This window comes from Gracilibacillus dipsosauri (assembly GCF_003176895.1).
GTDB lineage: Bacteria > Bacillota > Bacilli > Bacillales > Amphibacillaceae > Gracilibacillus > Gracilibacillus dipsosauri.
In genome coordinates this window covers 147270-164204 of record NZ_QGTD01000011.1, presented here as the reverse complement: position 1 = coordinate 164204, position 16935 = coordinate 147270, and the positions used below count along the sequence as shown (strand labels likewise).

General features: G+C 36.7%; 16 protein-coding genes. 3 read left to right on the top strand and 13 right to left on the bottom strand.

Translation table 11 applies throughout. The features are described 5' to 3' along the window. Positions 1–16: 16 nt before the first annotated feature. Together DLJ74_RS12810 and DLJ74_RS20480 are read right to left on the bottom strand one after the other, a co-directional pair. Positions 17–1951, bottom strand: coding sequence for a BglG family transcription antiterminator (locus tag DLJ74_RS12810; protein WP_109984767.1), 1935 nt, complete (start codon positions 1949–1951; stop codon positions 17–19). 127 nt (positions 1952–2078) lie between these two features. Beyond that, positions 2079–2234 (bottom strand): hypothetical protein, encoded by a 156-nt coding sequence (locus tag DLJ74_RS20480; RefSeq protein ID WP_181397558.1) that lies wholly within the window; start codon positions 2232–2234, stop codon positions 2079–2081. A 155-nt stretch (positions 2235–2389) separates the two neighbouring features. Here DLJ74_RS20480 and DLJ74_RS12805 point away from each other — a divergent pair, with 155 nt between their 5' ends. After that, positions 2390–2752 carry a carboxymuconolactone decarboxylase family protein gene (locus tag DLJ74_RS12805; protein WP_109984766.1) on the top strand — a complete coding sequence of 121 codons (363 nt, stop codon included), beginning with the start codon at positions 2390–2392 and terminating at the stop codon, positions 2750–2752. Positions 2753–2805: 53 nt separating this feature from the next. On the opposite strand, the gene metA is transcribed toward DLJ74_RS12805, so the two are convergent. Together metA and DLJ74_RS12795 are read right to left on the bottom strand one after the other, a co-directional pair. Continuing rightward, positions 2806–3711, bottom strand: a complete 906-nt coding sequence (gene metA, locus DLJ74_RS12800; protein WP_109984765.1) for a homoserine O-acetyltransferase MetA — start codon at positions 3709–3711, stop codon at positions 2806–2808. Between the two features lie 208 nt (positions 3712–3919). Then, complete coding sequence (locus tag DLJ74_RS12795; protein WP_109984764.1) at positions 3920–4519, bottom strand: YpjP family protein; 600 nt, start codon at positions 4517–4519, stop codon at positions 3920–3922. Between the two features lie 252 nt (positions 4520–4771). On the opposite strand from DLJ74_RS12795, the gene DLJ74_RS12790 reads away from it, so the two are divergent. After that, on the top strand, positions 4772–5599 hold the full coding sequence (locus DLJ74_RS12790) for an MBL fold metallo-hydrolase (protein ID WP_054789128.1): 828 nt from the start codon (positions 4772–4774) through the stop codon (positions 5597–5599). A 50-nt stretch (positions 5600–5649) separates the two neighbouring features. Here DLJ74_RS12790 and DLJ74_RS12785 read toward each other — a convergent pair whose 3' ends face one another. The 8 genes from DLJ74_RS12785 to DLJ74_RS12750 all read right to left on the bottom strand — a co-directional run bounded on the left by DLJ74_RS12785 (position 5650) and on the right by DLJ74_RS12750 (position 13905). Further along, positions 5650–7068, bottom strand: a complete 1419-nt coding sequence (locus tag DLJ74_RS12785) for a DHA2 family efflux MFS transporter permease subunit (protein WP_109984763.1) — start codon at positions 7066–7068, stop codon at positions 5650–5652. A 90-nt stretch (positions 7069–7158) separates the two neighbouring features. Then, positions 7159–7758: a response regulator transcription factor gene (locus DLJ74_RS12780; protein WP_109984762.1), complete on the bottom strand. Its 600-nt coding sequence runs from the start codon at positions 7756–7758 to the stop codon at positions 7159–7161. Next, positions 7755–8885, bottom strand: coding sequence for a sensor histidine kinase (locus tag DLJ74_RS12775; protein ID WP_109984761.1), 1131 nt, complete (start codon positions 8883–8885; stop codon positions 7755–7757). The genes DLJ74_RS12780 and DLJ74_RS12775 overlap by 4 nt, the downstream gene beginning before the upstream one ends. Positions 8886–8993: 108 nt before the next feature. Continuing rightward, positions 8994–9470 carry a DinB family protein gene (locus tag DLJ74_RS12770; protein ID WP_109984760.1) on the bottom strand — a complete coding sequence of 159 codons (477 nt, stop codon included), beginning with the start codon at positions 9468–9470 and terminating at the stop codon, positions 8994–8996. A 92-nt stretch (positions 9471–9562) separates the two neighbouring features. After that, on the bottom strand, positions 9563–10618 hold the full coding sequence (desA, locus tag DLJ74_RS12765; protein WP_054860686.1) for a Delta(5) desaturase DesA: 1056 nt from the start codon (positions 10616–10618) through the stop codon (positions 9563–9565). Positions 10619–10718: 100 nt separating this feature from the next. Next, positions 10719–11846 (bottom strand): radical SAM/CxCxxxxC motif protein YfkAB, encoded by a 1128-nt coding sequence (gene yfkAB, locus DLJ74_RS12760; RefSeq protein ID WP_109984759.1) that lies wholly within the window; start codon positions 11844–11846, stop codon positions 10719–10721. A gap of 336 nt (positions 11847–12182) precedes the next feature. After that, entirely contained in the window at positions 12183–13175 is a 993-nt protein-coding gene (locus tag DLJ74_RS12755; RefSeq protein WP_109984758.1) for an acrylyl-CoA reductase family protein, read from the bottom strand. A gap of 109 nt (positions 13176–13284) precedes the next feature. Continuing rightward, complete coding sequence (locus tag DLJ74_RS12750; RefSeq protein WP_054789132.1) at positions 13285–13905, bottom strand: superoxide dismutase; 621 nt, start codon at positions 13903–13905, stop codon at positions 13285–13287. Positions 13906–14077: 172 nt separating this feature from the next. Between DLJ74_RS12750 and DLJ74_RS12745 the strand changes: the two genes are divergently transcribed. After that, positions 14078–14725, top strand: coding sequence for a helix-turn-helix transcriptional regulator (locus DLJ74_RS12745; protein ID WP_109984757.1), 648 nt, complete (start codon positions 14078–14080; stop codon positions 14723–14725). Positions 14726–14790: 65 nt separating this feature from the next. On the opposite strand, the gene DLJ74_RS12740 is transcribed toward DLJ74_RS12745, so the two are convergent. Next, positions 14791–16866, bottom strand: a complete 2076-nt coding sequence (locus tag DLJ74_RS12740; RefSeq protein ID WP_245902336.1) for a glycosyl hydrolase 115 family protein — start codon at positions 16864–16866, stop codon at positions 14791–14793. Positions 16867–16935 lie beyond the last annotated feature (69 nt).

The following is a 16935-nucleotide window of genomic DNA, read 5'->3' as shown; positions in this document are numbered from 1 at the left end:
CAGTATTGTCATAGGATTAGATTAATAATTCGATTAATTGCTCTCGATCTGTCTGTGCGGTAATCTTTGCTACCATTTCTGGATTTCCAGCAAGTCTGGATAATTGATGGAATAGTCTCCTCCTTTTATCCGAATTCTCGTGTTTAAGGACTAAGAAGAATACCAAAGTCACCATTTCCGTTCCCCACATCATAGGTTTGTCCAATGTTGCAACAACAATTTTAGATTCCTTTACAAGGCCTGGACTACCATGTGGAATGGCAATACCCCCACCGATTGCTGTCGCTGCAGCTCTTTCTCTTAACAATGCTTGATGTCCATAATCTCTTTCAACGATTCCATCATGATGCAATCTGTCCGCAATTTTCTCAATCAAAGTAAAACGATGCTCAAACTGGCCATGAATAAAGATATACTTTTCATCCATCAATTGTTTTAATATCGGAACTGTTTCATGGTTCACTGAATCTTTTTTAGAAAATGCTACTCTCAATTTCTGTTTATCCTCGTCTGTTAACAGTGGAGATACGATAATTTGTGGGATCGTAATATCCTTTGTCCACATCGTTGTTATAATGAAATCTACTTGCTTATGCTTCAAATATTTTTTTAAATCATTCTGTGACAATGTTGCGATTATTTCTATATCTTGAAAAAGCCCCTGTAATTTGGAACGTAAAATCTCTGATACACCAACACCCATATGACAAACAATGGCAACACGTTTCATTTTTTTATTTTTTGAACGAATCCGTTCCACTGCCGCTTGATAATGCAAGGTTAAAAAAGCAACCTCATCCTCCGGTAATGCAGATGGTAATTCTTCTTTCATCTCTGCTAAGGTAGTTATAATTGCATCAAACATAAAAGGATACATCTGTTTAATATCAGAGACTAGCGGATTTTTTAGTGGCAGATCATATTTTAAACGATGTAGCACGGAATAGAAATGTGTATGCAATCCTTCTTTTAGGCGGGCATCCTGATTAAATGGCATTAATGCTAAAATACTTAGCCGCTTGCTGAGAATATCTGTAATTCTTTCCGCTTGTTTCTCTGTTTCTATATCATAAGAATAAAATGCTCCATGCTTGTCACTAAGCTTTGCGCCAAGTAGTTGCATTGTCAGATAGATGATTTCATCTTGAGAGAAGGTTAATTGAAACTCATGCTCTAATTGCTGACCAATTTCCTTCATCCAGCTAAACTCTCTTTTCCCTTGGATTAACGCTCGTTGCTGCTCTTTTATTTCTAGGGTATGACCAGTCTTAATTCGCTTAATCATCACCATCACATAAAATATTAGGTGTATAATACTCTCATCTGTTATAGGAATTCTCTGCTCATTCAGCAGTTTATAAACACTGGATTCAATCCTCGATATTTCATATGAATGCATTGTCTGAAATAAGAATGGTTTCCTATCACTCTTAGGAAATATTTCATCCAAACTGATTAGAGCCATACGAATATCCTGTTCCATACCTTCTATCATTAATCCGACACGTTGCTTAGTTTTCAATTTAATATTTTTTGTAGTTAACCAATTTCTGATTTTCTCTAATTCTCTTCGCATATTAGGAGTAGAAACAAAATAGTGTTGAGATAATGATCTTACCGTAAGATTTCTTTCCATTAAAAGTCGGTAAGTAACTTCTTGTATTTCTGCTCCTGTTAGTTCTAGCTTTTCAAGGTAGTTGGATTGATTGGAGTACAGTAAAGCGATTAACCGCTTTTTGTCCTCTTTTGATATTTGTAAAGAGATGCCTACACCAGGTTTTCTAATTAAATTGGCACTCTTAAAGTTTTTTAAATCATTCTCAATCTCTTGCAAATCATTTCTTATCGTTTTCTCTGAACAATTAAATTCGGTTGCGAAATGATGAATCAAAAGCGTATCCTTTTCTGTAAATAAAAGTTCCTTCAATATTTCTTGTTGTCTTACACGCAATATGAATCACCCCCTTCTCCATATCTCTATCTTAGAGGGTGTTGTAGAAAAAGAAAACTAACAAGCATTTTATAGCGTAAATAGCGAAGACAAGCTCTCCTTTATAGGAGACTTGTCTTGTGAAAAGTTATAATAATTGCCCAAATACGTAATTGATTAGGAACCAAAGAATACCGAAGAAAATAATTAAATAAGTTATATATTTGATTGCTGCTACGCCAACCTTACTTGAATCAGATTTCTTCTCTTTCTTTTCAACCTCTACTTCTTTGTTTTCATCCAAGATGACCACTCCTCTCGAATTCGAGTTATTAAATATTACCCCTATTATGAAAATTTAAAACTTTGGAAAAATTTAGATAGGCTTGTGTTCAACGTTTTTGTATAAAATGTGGCATAATACTCAGATTAAATAAGGAAAGGTAGGTAGAAAATAAAATGGATAATCATATTAATTATTTTGATCAGGCAATAGAGGACTACAAGCGTGGTACTACCAGAATGCAAGAACAATTACCCGAAATGACAAAGGGCTTCTTTCATTTTACAGAAGAGGCATTTAAAGCTGGAGAGATTAATCAAAAAAACAAACAATTAATGGCCCTGGCGATAAGCATTTATGCTCAAGATGAATATTGTATCATTTATCATACAAAAGGGGCAGTAGAGCATGGAGCAAACGAAACAGAAATAATGGAGACATTAGCGATAAGTGCAGCATTAGGCGGGGGAGCAGCATTTGCCCAAGCCGTAACCCTTGCAATGGATACGTATCATCATTACGAGCAAAAGTTGCATTAATTTAAGAAAAAACCCGGACATCTTTTACAGATAAGCCCGGGTTTTAAAGGTTTTTACAATTGGTAAGGTGTTTCTTGATACACATAATAATTAAGCCAATTAGAGATGAGAATATTGGAGTGTGTTCTCCAGCGCAGCCTTGGCTGTTGTGTTGGATCATCATTTGGAAAATAATTTATTGGCAACATCGGATTCAAACCAGCTGCTTCATCACGATCATATTCCTTCTTTAAGGTATAGGAGTCATATTCGGGGTGTCCCGTAATGAAAATTTGTTTACCATCCTTGGAAGCAACCAGGTAAACCCCTGCTTCATCAGATTCGCTTAGTATCTTGAGTTCTGGAACACTTTCAATATCTTCTCTTCGTATATCTGCATGCCTAGAATGTGGCGCCAAATACTCTTCGTCAAATCCACTTAAAAGCTTCTCTCTAGGATCATTCAATGTATGGGTATAGATTCCAGATAATTTTTTATCCATCATATATTTGTCTACACCGAAGTGATAATATAAACCAGCCATTGCCCCCCAACAAATATGAAGTGTTGACGTGACATTTTTCTTACTCCACTCCATGATTTGTGTCAACTCTTCCCAGTAATTAACGTCTTCATATGCTAAGTTTTCTATCGGGGCACCTGTTATAATTAGTCCATCATATTTATTTGCTTTCACATCATCAATCGATTTATAAAATTGCTTTAAATGCTCTGGTGATGTATTTTTTGAAGTATGTGTATTCGTATGAAGCAACCCGATTTCGATTTGTAACGGGCTATTGCCTAATAAACGCAACAAGTGTGTCTCTGTTTGTTGCTTTAATGGCATCAGATTTAATATAAGAATTTTAAGTGGACGAATATCTTGCGAAAAAGCACGGCTCTCATCCATGACAAAAATATTCTCATCCTGCAATTTACTTTTTGCTGGTAATAAATCTGGCACTTTAATAGGCATTGACAATACTCCTTTATGATGAATATTCTTTGATCTCTTCTTCCTTGTTAATCATTTAACACGATAGATTCTATTGTACCTATTTCTTTCGATAAAATAAAGAAAAAAGTTCTAAATTTTCTTATAATTCTCTTTGTAATAAAAGAATGATCTCACTATGGCAAAAAAGATGCCCTTTTACTACAGAAGGCATCTCTTATTACTTCTTCTAGGACATCCATCTTGGGGGTGTATTTTTTCCCCAATAAACATCCCCGATTGGATAGTGTTCTTCAAAATTATCTTGTTGTAAATGATAGTGGAATTGAAAATAATAACCAGATTGCGGTCGTTTCACACGGTTTACATGGAAGGTTGCTATATTTTGTTTTTGGACCGTATCATATAAATTAAATATACGTTCTCCATATCCCGACGATGGACCCTCTGAAATGATTAAGTATTGGCTTCTTTCTTCACCGAGCTGGTCATAAAGCTGTTCCAAAACCAATTCTAAATGAGGTACAATAGCGCTTTCTATTTCCTCATCAATTTGATGGGAGATCTTGTTACCTAGCTTTAAAAATAAATGCTCCTGTGCTTGATGATTCAAAGCCTCTAAATACAGTTCCTCATTCGATAAAGTCTCTTCTACTTGCTCTAGAACCGCTACCTGCTCTATGGAAGTCGAATCATTCTCTTCATTAGGTGTAATCTCACCTTTATCTGTTTTATCGATATCTGCATCCAAATATATTGGGGGAACGTATAAACCAAGTGTTAGAATCGCCACTAACCATACCATTATTTTTTTCGTCCACATTTTCATTGTAACCGAGCTCCCTCACTTCATCTTATATAAAAGTTTATCATGTTTCCTACATTTGTCTATATGTGTAAAGCGATTTTTCTCATTTTACACATTTTTTACTAAAACATATTCATCGGCCAACACTGTTGATTTGTATAAAATACGTCCAATATTATCAAGATATAAGGAGAGAGTTCTATCATCTACATTTTATCATTTCTAATCACAGGAGTTTTTTAGCATTATGATCAATAGATTGGGGGAATCGACATGGAACATGAACGTTTAAAACAATTAGAAGAAATGGAACAAAACTATGAACATGCCGTACCAGAGAAAGTGACCGATGATATCGCTTATTATCGTACTCTTTTGACAAATGTGGTGATGATTGGTGCACCAGATCAGGATTGGGTATTAATCGATACAAGTCTCAAACGATATCAACAGAGAATCATTCATGCCTGTGAGGAACGTTATGGAAATAAACCACCGAAGGCTATCATCCTTACACATGGTCATTTCGATCATTCCGGATCGGCAAGAAAGCTAGCAGAATATTGGAATGTACCGATTTATGTTCATGAAAAGGAAATGGATTATGTCACTGGAAAAGAATCTTATCCACCAGGAGATCCAACAGTTGGTGGTGGGATAATCTCTATTTTATCGGTCATCTTCCCTACTCAACCAGAGCATTTAGAAAAATTCGTTCAACCATTACCAAGTGATGGATCTGTTCCATTTTTAGAAGATTGGCATTATATTGAGACACCAGGACATTCAAAGGGACATATAAGCTTTTTCCGCGAGAAGGATCGTGTCCTTATTGCGGGTGATGCCATTTCCACCGAAAAACCCGAATCCTCTTGGTCCATTCTCTTTCCGATCCAACATATTTATGGACCTCCAGCCTATTTTACAGAAGACTGGGTGGAAGCAGGCAATTCCGTCAAAAAGATTGCCGAGCTAAAGCCTTCCATTGTAATAGCAGGGCACGGATTACCGATGGATGGAGAAGAAATGCAAGAAGAATTAGAAGAGCTTGCCGACAATTTTATTGAAAAAGCAATCCCGAAGCATAGGAAATATCATTAAATAAAAAAAGGATAGAGGAGTAATAACACTCCTTTATCCCTTTGTTCTATTTAATCCTCTTTTTCATATGACTCTTGATCAATATCTGAAGGTTTACTATTTTTAATAAATAGCGATACAATAAAGCCAGCAAGTGTAACAAATGATAATACTAAAAATGCTGTATTAGCTCCTACGATTCCAGGAAAAGCTTCTCCACTTGTTTGGGCTTTTTGTTGGGCAGTTGTCATGATGGATACCATAATTGCAGTACCAACAGAAGCAAACACCATTCGCAAAGTATTATCCATAGCTGCACCATGGGCAATTAGGCGTTTTGGTAACTGGTTTAGCCCTGCAGTAGCAACAGGCATCATGACCATGGAAACTCCAAGCATTCTTATCGCAAAAACAAGTGTTAAGTAAGTGATCGATGTCTTATCATCCAAGAACGAAAAGAAGAAGGTGGCACCAGTCATTAGGAAAAGTCCAGTAATTGTGAGCCATCTTGCACCAATTTTATCAAATATACGTCCAGTGATCGGTGACATCAAACCGGTAATTAAGGCCCCCGGTAGTATAACCAAGCCAGAATCTACAGCTGAAAAATCCCTAGCATCCTGCATATATAAAGGGACTAGTGTTTCTACTGCAATCAATCCCATAAACGAAATCATACCAATACTAACGGTTAATGGAAAAATGGAATACTTAAACACTCTAAACTCTAACATAGGGTTTTCTAGTTTGAATTGACGGAGAATAAAGGCGATAAGCGATAATACGCCAACGGTTATAACGATGATCGTAACTGGTGAACTCCAGCCACTGTTACCCGCGCTCGTAAAGCCGTATAATAATCCTCCAAAACCGAATGATGATAGAATAATAGATAATATATCTACTTTTGGTTTAGAAACCTCTGTCACATTCTTCATAACAAAATAAGCGATGATAATATCGATAATCGCAATAGGAAGAATAATATAAAACAACATCCTCCAAGAATAATGCTCTGTTATCCAACCAGATAATGTTGGTCCAATAGCAGGAGCAAAAGAGATAACTAAACCAACTAGCCCCATTACAGTGCCTCGCTTATTTACAGGGAAAATCATTAAAAACACTGTTTGCATTAATGGTAGCATAATCCCCCCACCCGCAGATTGAATCACACGTCCCGCAAGGAGCATGGCAAAGTTTGGCGCAATAGCTGCAACTAAAGTACCAAGAGTGAAAACACTCATTGCCGTAATAAATAGTTGCCTTGTTGTAAAACGATCAATTAAAAATGCACTAACAGGAATCATAATACCATTTACCAGCATGAAAATGGTCGTCAACCATTGTGCAGAATTGGCTGTAATATTCATTTCATCTTTAATTGGTGGTATAGCGGTAATCATTAACGTTTGATTTAAGATCGCAATAAATGCTCCAGCTAATAGTAATGCTACAATAGTACTTCTCTTCTGAGTCGATGCAGTCATCTTTTCACTCCTTTTTCACGTATAATCACGAAAGCTATTGTATGCTTTTTCATAGAAAAAAGCAAAAAATAGGAACTCGAGTTCATGTCCCTATTTTAGCCACCCTTTATCCTTTGCTTTTGCAATCGCTTCAATTCGGTTTTCTACTTCTAATTTATCCAAAATAATCGATATATAATTTCGAACGGTTCCATTTGTTAAAAAAAGTTCCTTTGCAATATTTTTAGTAGTTTTGCCCTCTGCCATCAGGTTCATGACATCCAATTCTCTCTCCGTTAATGGATTACAATCTGCAAACGCTAAGTCAATCAATTCTGGTGCGTAAATTTTTTTCCCTCTCATGATTTGGCGAATCGATTGTGCTAAATCTTCACTTGGACTATCCTTCAATAGATAGCCCATTACCCCTGCATTTCTTGCCCGTTCAAAATAACCCGGTCTTGCAAAGGTTGTTAAGATAATCACCTTACACGGATGATCAGTCAGCTCCTCCGCTGCATCTAGCCCTGTTTTAACTGGCATTTCAATATCCATAATACAAATATCAGGATCTTCCCTTTTTACTAATGCCAGAACTTCATCCCCATTGCTTGCTTTGCCAACAATCTTCATATCCTCCTCCAAGTCAAGCAGGGAACCAAGCGCTCCTAATAAAAGCTGTTGATCCTCAGCCAATACAATTCGAATCAAACCTCATCCACCTCCATCTGCTTAATTACTTTTGGTACTGTTAATTGGATAGTAAAGTCTGTTTCTTTTTTTAATAACTTTATTTTGCCTTCTACAAATTCCAATCTTTCTCTCATTCCTTTTAAACCATTACCAAAAGCTATCGTTTGATTTGTCCCAACACCATTGTCCGTAACCTCTAGTTGAAAACTATCCTGCTTTTCGATAATGGAAATAGTACAATGGCTTGCTTCACTATGTTTGACAACATTGGTTACTGCTTCTCTTAGGCACATACTTAACACATTTTCAATAAGTAATGGAATATGGTCAATGTTCACCTTCATCTCTGCATGATTTTGGATTCCTGCTACTGTTAACAATTGCTGAACATGGTCGAGCTCGTCCGTTAATTTTATCATTCTCATTTCCGAGACCATTTCTCGTACTTCCTTTAAAGCTTGACGAGCTACATGTTGAATATCCTGCATCTCTTTTTCTGCTGCCATGAGGTCTTTTTTCATTAATTTTCGAGAAAGTTCACTTTTCAGTCCGATTAAAGAAAGCTTTTGTCCTAATGTATCATGTAGATCACGAGCAATTCGATGTCTTTCTTCGACGATCGCTAACCGAGCAATCTTTCGGTTAGCATCCTCTAGCTTCCCTTCTAGCTCCTCTTGCTTTAAGCGACTATATCGATTAATCGGAATAAGGATAACTCCTAGTATTGTCATCACAAGAAATGGGATTTGTCTTATAATTAAATCATAGTTTAACCAGAAGGCAAGTGCCATCGCCGCTACCGTTGTAACGAGATGGATCACGTAAAAAGTAACAAACCCTGCCTTTCTCTTAATATTCCCAATAAAAAAAGCGGAAAACAAAGCGAAATAAACATAACCAAATAATAGGGTCATCGCAATATTGATCACAAATTCAATACTTAATCCTATGTACACAAGTCTTCCTCTAGAAGTATATGAAATCCAGTAGGTAATAAAGAAAATTAAAGTGACAGCAATACCAAAAATAATTTCATACAATGCCGTAGAACGAAAAATAAAGTAAAATGGCAATACACAAAAAATAATCCATATGTATAAACTCAAACCAGTATTTTTAGGGAATAAATGATACCAATTTTGCAAAATAGTCACCTCTCATCGCTTTTTCCAGTATAACCGATTTACTTAACCTAAAACTATTTAAAGGCATGCATTCACAAGGAATCCATACCTTTTTCTATCATTGTTCTGTTATGCTTCCCTTTTTGACAAGAAGGTTTTTAATTGATTAATATGATGATGATCATGCCAGATAAAGTCTAATAAGTATTGATAGGCGGAGAATTTATTCCCATCTCCATCCACGCGTTCTTCTATAAACGCTTCTTCTGATAAGGATTGTATTTGATTGATCAACTCAGACCTATATTGAATAGTCCTATCGATGATTTCCTGCCGGCTCGTTCTTTTGGCATAGTCTACAGCTTTTTGATTAAATTGATCAAAGTTTAGATGCTGAACTGTTACCGGTTGGTTATTTGTTATTTTTTGGATTCCTTCCTCCAGAAAATATTTATCCCAAAGCATGATATGGGCGACCACATCTCTTAATGTCCACTTCCCTTCAGCTAGCGGCGTAATCCAAGTTAATTGGTCTAACTCCCTTAATGATTCAACAAACTGAATGAGCTCCGAAAATTCCTTCATTAGCTGCTCTCTCTTTTGCAAAAGATTCCCTCCTAGTAAAAATTATCTTTACTAATAAGTTCGACCTTTTCCTGAGGAATCCTGTTCCTAGCAGTAGAAAAAAACGCTTCGAATTAAGATCGAAGCGTTTGAGATCCTTTAGCAGTTGAAGAAATAGACATCGAATTTTCCCTATTCCATTCCCTTTTCACTTCTTTAAAGCTAACAAAGGTTTTTTTCTCTTCATCATATAGACGAAAACGTATTGACTCTAGGCTAGTCCATATCGTAATAGTGGTTGCATTGTGAAGTGGCGGTGTTTGTTGATGTGCTTTGTCTAGATTATAATTTGGAACTCTTGGTGCTAAATGGTGTACATGGTGGTAGCCGATGTTTCCTGTTAGCCATTCTAACCATTTAGGTAATTTATAATAAGAACTCCCATCAACCGCTGCTTTGACATAATCCCATTCTGATTCATTTTCAAAATAAGAATCTTCAAATTGATGCTGTACGTAAAATAACCAAATTCCTAGCATTCCCGCAACATAAACAATTGGTAGCTGTACAAACAAAATAGCTTCCCAACCAAGTGTTAATATGATTACGGTATAAATTAATAGAAGTAAAACGTTGATTAGATACGTATTCCAGCGCTCCTTCTTCTTTGCATCTTTCCGATTAAAACGATTGGAATATAGAAACAAGGACAATGGGCCAAGTCCAAACATAATGAGTGGATTACGGTATAGACGATATTGTAATCGAAGCCCTTTAGATGCCTCCTTATATTCCTTTACTGTCATGATCCATACGTCACCAATACCACGTTGGTCAAGGTTCCCACTTGTCGCATGATGGATGGCATGCTCTCTTTTCCATTTTTCAAAAGCAAAATGAGTAATTACACCCGTAATGGTACCTAATATACGATTCCATTTTTTATTTTTAAAAAATGATTGATGAGCACAATCATGAAAAATAATAAAGGTCCTGACCATAAAGCCTGCAGCAATCACTGAAATTCCAATACTTAAGAAAACGGAAATGGATAGACTTTGATATGCCAAAAACCATAGTAGAAAAAAAGGTAAAATGGTATTTAATATTTGAAAAACACTCTTTTTAGTATGTGATGTAGCGTATGGCATTACATCTTTTCGGAGCTGCGCCTGTTTTTGTTTACTCATCTTATCCCTACTTTCGTAGCTTCTTTGTTAGTATTTTACGAATTTTTCAGGATAATTATTAGAGGCAGCTGTCAGTATTTCGATATGACAAATGTCATATTTATCTCGAGATATTACTAACTCTCTCCGAAAAATCTACACCTTGATAATACGTATTCTTCACTAAAATATTTGGACCAAGGCATCGCACCTTAGGACAATGACAATTGAGAGAGTGAGCAGTCTTCGAATTCATCCAACGATCATAGGCTTCCTGTAAGGTTGTATGCTGAATATTTCCTAATGATGGTTCCTCATCACCGAAATCTGTTACAATAACCTCTCCTGTAAAAATATTGACATTGAGACGGGAACGACCATCCGGGTCATTTCGAATAGTGACATTTTTCTCCTGATAGAGACGTTTTAATAGTGCTAGCTCCTTTTCATTTTTATTACATGGGTAAAAAGGTAAGGTACCAAAAAGCATCCAGATCGATGAATCGCGATGATTTAATAGCCTTTCGATCGCTTCCTGCATTTCCTCCAATGATAATGTCTGGAGATCACTAGCAAAATCAACAGGATACATAGGATGTACTTCGTGTCTAGCACAGCCCATTTTGATAATATGATCATGAATGGACTCTAAGTAAGGAAAAGTACGCTTATTCAGCATCGTTTCTGCTGATACCATAACACCTTCAGCAGCTAAACGCTGTGAATTTTCTACCATTCGTTCAAAATATTTTTTGCGATTTTCTTCGGATGGCTTTCTGTCCATATTCGCAAATCCTGTTTCAGCAAACTCCTCTGGTGTGCCCCAATTATGTGAAATATGTAAAACATCTAAGTAAGGAATAATTGCTTCATAACGAGAATAGGGTAAGGTTAAATTAGAATTAATTTGGGTCCTGACACCTCGTTCATGGGCGTATCGCAACAATGGGACGACATATTCCCTAATTGACTTTTTCGACATCATCGGTTCCCCACCAGTGATACTCAATGTTCTAAGATGTGGAATTTCATCTAGACGTTGTTTTAATAATTCAAAAGGTAGAGCTTCCGGATCTTTATCTCTTAATGTATATCCTACGGCACAGTGTGCACACCTCATATTACAAAGATGTGTTGTCGTAAATTCTATATTGGTTAACGTCATTTCCCCATATTCATCCACATCCATATAAGCTTCCCAAGGGTCAAACTTTGGAGTGATTGGAGTCCATGTTTCTGTTGATGTCATTTTCTATAAAACATCCTTTCTCTTTCTAACCTATCTATTCTAAGACGTATAGAATTATGTCCATACATATCCATATTATTGTAACAGAAAAATAGCAAATGCTTATCGAAAATCATCTTTTTCTTTGAAGAGGAATGATGAGGGGACATGTAACAAGAAAACTATTGTAGCTTACTAGCCCTAGCAACATAATTGCTAGGGCTAGCTTTAATCCGCTCATTTTATTATTCTAATTGCCATTGCCCACTCGGTCGTTGAATATCTTTTTTCAATCGTTGGATATAAATAATAGAAATAGCCGATTTTCCATAAAGAAAAATCGGCTTAAACGATCGATTAAAGTCTCACGATTATTCTTCCTCTTGCTTGTCCCTTTAATAATGTTGGTAAAACTTCTGGCAATTGCTGGAGTGTTACTTCTTGTTGAAGAAGTGCCCCCAAATTTTTTGGTTTATAATTAGTAGCCAAGCACTCCCATACCTTTCTTCTCACTTCCATAGGACAATACACCGAATCAATACCAAGAAGATTAACTCCTCGTAAAATAAACGGGAATACAGTTGTAGGTATTTTTGTTCCACCAGTTAGCCCACTTACCGCAACAGATCCCCCATACTCGATTTGACTTAAAAGGGATGCTAGTGGTTCACCACCAACAGGATCCACTGCTGCTGTCCACTTTTGTTTATGTAAAGAGTGAATTTGCCCATCATAAACCGCTTCTCTTGAAATAACAGATGTTGCCCCTAATTCCATTAAATAAGATTGCTCCGCCTTTTTGCCTGTACTTGCTTCCACGTGGTAGCCTAGTTTAGACAGAATCGATATAGCGAAGCTACCTACACCACCTGTTGCTCCAGTAACCAGGACTTTTCCCTTTTTAGAAGGAAAACCATTTTCCTCTAAACGTTTTACTGACAATCCTGCAGTAAAACCTGCAGTCCCTATAATCATTGCCTCCTTTAGTGAAAGCTGTGGAGGTAAAGGTATTAGCCAATCAGCTGGAATCTTCGCATATTCACTATAGCCACCAAAATGATTCACGCCGATCTCATAGCTAGTAGCAATTACTTTGTCACCTTCTTTATAGCGTGGATCTGTGGATGATTCCACAATTCCCGCTAGATCAATACCAGGAACCATAGGATAGTGTCTAATGATGTTACCATTTGGAATGGCTGCAAGACTGTCTTTGTAATTTACACTTGAATAGTGTACTTTAATTAATACTTCACCTTCTGGTAAGTCTTTTAAGGAAAGCTCCTGAATTTTCACTGAAAATTGATCTTGATCTTTATCCACAACTAAAGATTGAAAGGACTGATCCATCATTATCGCTCCTTTTTTAATTATCGAATCCTTACACTTTTAACAGAATCTTAACACATAAAAAGATGGAAAGATAACCATTAGTATCTTTCCATCCGATCATTTAAAATTATTTAATTGCTTGTCGATATTTTTCTGCAACTACGTCCCAATTAATGACTTGATAGAAGTTAGCAATGTAATCTGGACGCTTGTTTTGATATTTTAAGTAGTATGCATGCTCCCAGACATCAATCCCAAGGATAGCCGTTTTCCCTTCTGAAATAGGATTATCTTGATTTGGCGTACTTGTCACTTCTAACTTCCCATCCGAGTTAACAACTAACCATGCCCAACCAGAACCAAATCTTGTTACAGCAGCATTGGAAAATTCCTCTTTGAATTGATCAAAGCTTCCGAACTGTTGATCAATCGCTTTAGCAAGCTCTCCTTCTGGTTTATCTGCTTTCGATCCTGGTGCAATCACTTCCCAAAACAATGTGTGATTAAGATGGCCTCCACCATTATTTCTCACAGCGGTACGAATGCTTTCAGGTACGTTGTCTATATTAGCAAGAAGCTCTTCTAAGCTACTGTTAGCAAATCCCTCTTGACCTTCCAGTGCTGCATTCAATTTGTCTACATAGGTTTGATGATGTTTTCCATGATGAATTTCCATTGTCTTTTGATCAATGTGTGGTTCTAAGGCATCAAAGGCATAAGTTAATGCAGGTAACGTGAATTTTCCCATTTTTCCTACCTCCAAGATTAATTATTATACTTTTGGGTATAAAAAGTATAATATAATCATAAACCATATTTTTCTAGGATTCAATTAATTTGTTTCTTAATATTTCCAATCTTTTTTTATCATTTGTATAATAAAGAAAGGACATTCATTTATAAATAGGAGGGTTCTGAAGATGCCATCCGTTAAAACAACGAAAGATAAAATACTAGAATTATTTAAAAAAGAAATCTCCATGTCTGTAAAAGAATTAACCGATTTTTTAAACATGACAGATATGGCTGTTCGCAAACATATTCATAGATTAGAAAAAGATGGCCTGATTAGAAGTGAGCATCATAAACAATCTATCGGTAGACCAATACAAAGGTACTGTTTAACCTCAAAAGGAAATCGATTATTCCCTAACAATTATGAATCTATTAGTGTCGAATTTCTAAAAGATATTCAAGCAATACATGGGGATGAGTCGATAAATCAGCTCTTTAAAAAGCGGGAAGAACGACTTACTAATGATTACAAAAAACGTGTTACAAGAGCAACAAACAAAGAAAAAGTTGAGGAAATGGTGAAGATTCAAAATGAAAAAGGCTATATGGCGGAGCTAAGACAGATTAATGAAAATCAATATGAAATGACAGAATACAACTGTCCTATATTTGCCGTTGCAAACGAGTATCATATCGCCTGTCAATGTGAGACCAATATGTTTAAGCAGGTGTTGGCTACCGATCAAGTTGAAAGAGTGCAATGTAGAGCAGAAGGAGACAATCACTGTAAGTTTAGCGTTCATTTTTCAGACGAGGTAGCTTTAAAGGTATGATTTCATGGTACACCATCACCACTTTAAAGACAGGCTTTTAAAGTGGTGATGTTTTGCATTCCACGCTATATGGTTCCATTTTCTAAAAACTTCTCTTCTAGTTTCTGAGCTAGGTCATCATCAGATAGAGGCTCTCTATGGGTGTTCTCTAGATAAATATATTTTTCTGTTTCTGGCATAATGTATTCCTTATACCATAAGAAGAAGTCAGGACTATCTCCAAACACGCGAAGATATTTTCGCAATGTGTCTAAATTGTCTACGGTTGATTGAATATTCGTCAACCAATCTGCCCGGTAGAAGTTCTTCCATTTTCCGTGCTCTGATTTTCTTAATGTATCCACACCCATGCTATATGCCGCCATTGACTTTGAAGCCCATACAAAAGCAACAGGATAATTCCCTTCTTTAAAAGAGAAAAAAGCTTTACATAAACGAACAAACCCCAGACAGCCTGATTCATGTAATTCTACATGAAATAAAACTTGATCACGAAAACGAGTTTTCTCCTTGTCTGACAATTGTGCCAAAACCTTCCAGCATTTTTTCTTTAATTTAGCCCAATTTTCCAAGCCTTCTGTACATTTCTGATAAAAAAAGCTTACCTGTTCATCGAATGTTCTATTTTCCGGAACCCAGCCTAGTTTTTCAGCCCGTTTTGCTATGCTTCCGGTTAGCCAATGACCAATGATGATTCTTGCAGGATGATGATAAAACTCCTCCCCCGCCTTTTCATCTGCATATCCACCAAATGAAACCGTACAGGTAGCATACTCCTTATAAATCTTTCCAATTTCCTCTTGACAAGTAGAAAATAGGCGATTTATGAAGCTATCTAAGTGGCTATCGATGTCTGTAGTGCCATTTTTCCAGATTTCACTGACAAGATCCAGCTGATATAGATGTGGACGAATATTTCCACTGTTGAGCAAAAGATACTTATCTGCCTGGTGATGAAAAGCATTTTGTAGCTCTTTTAAAATGAAGGTAGACGAGGATGGAAACATGGTTAAGTGATTAGAAGCTTTCAAATCATGAAAAGTAATGTGATAGTATATACCATGTAATCCCTTATCATCGAGATCAGGCAATGCTGGAACTCGGTTGTTTTCATTCCCTTGACTTCTGGAAACCATCTTCCCATACCCATTATCTGCCCACATTTTAATCACATTATCAGGTAGCTTCATTACTCCTTGTTTGTAAAGCTCAGAGATCTCGCCATATAAAGCAACACCACAGACAGGATTCTCCACGTGCTTTTCGATCAATTCTTTCTGTCTATTGATAACATAGCTGATCATTTCCCCTCTCTTTTCAGGTGTATTAAAGCTCGGATCAAAGTCCCAAAAAGGCTGGTCTCCTTGACCTCGGAAAGAAAGCATCCATAAGACTTTTTTGTCCTTTTGTTTGATGATGGCTTCCTCCCAAAGTTGTTCAAATCGTTCACGGTTTTCTTTATAGCTTGCTTTTTCTCCTGGATAGGCTCTGAGGAACATCTCTGCACCGAGTGGCTCCGCATGGTGATGCGTAATCCATAGCCCCATCTCTGATGCTAAATGAAAGTGAATACCATGCTTCGGTAAATCCGTTCCAGGGATCACCATGTTCCCCCCACATCTTAACAATGCTTCAAATACAGGATACCAAACCTCTTCAGTTGGCGGATATTCAGGCTTCCAGCCAATCAGACAAACCTCATCATTGACAAACCAGCCTCTATATCGGACAACAGGCTCAATTGAAGCATAATTTTTTATCGGAATACGCACTTGCTCTTTCGTTTCCACCTCAAGGTCCGCCCAGAACCAGAAAGGATCAATACCAAAGTATTCGTTACTAATATGAAGCAAACCGTAAATAATACCTAAGTCATCGCTACCGACTACATGCATGACAGTCTTTTCTCTTTTAATAAATCGTATAGAATAGGACTCCTGTCTATGAAAAACAGGCTCGTCTTCCTCGGCATATCGAATAACAATTGTGGCATTATCCCCCTGTTCCGTTTCTTTTAGTGAAGATTGGAATACCTTTTTAAAATCTCGCTCAAACATCGAAATTCCATGCTGAATGGGTGTTGTACGATTTTGTGGGTATTTTATCAACACATTATTGTCTAGAATAAATGAATGAATCACGATAACCTCTCCTCGCACATAATATCATTAGAAAACGATTTCAATTGTTACAAGTATAACAATTTTATG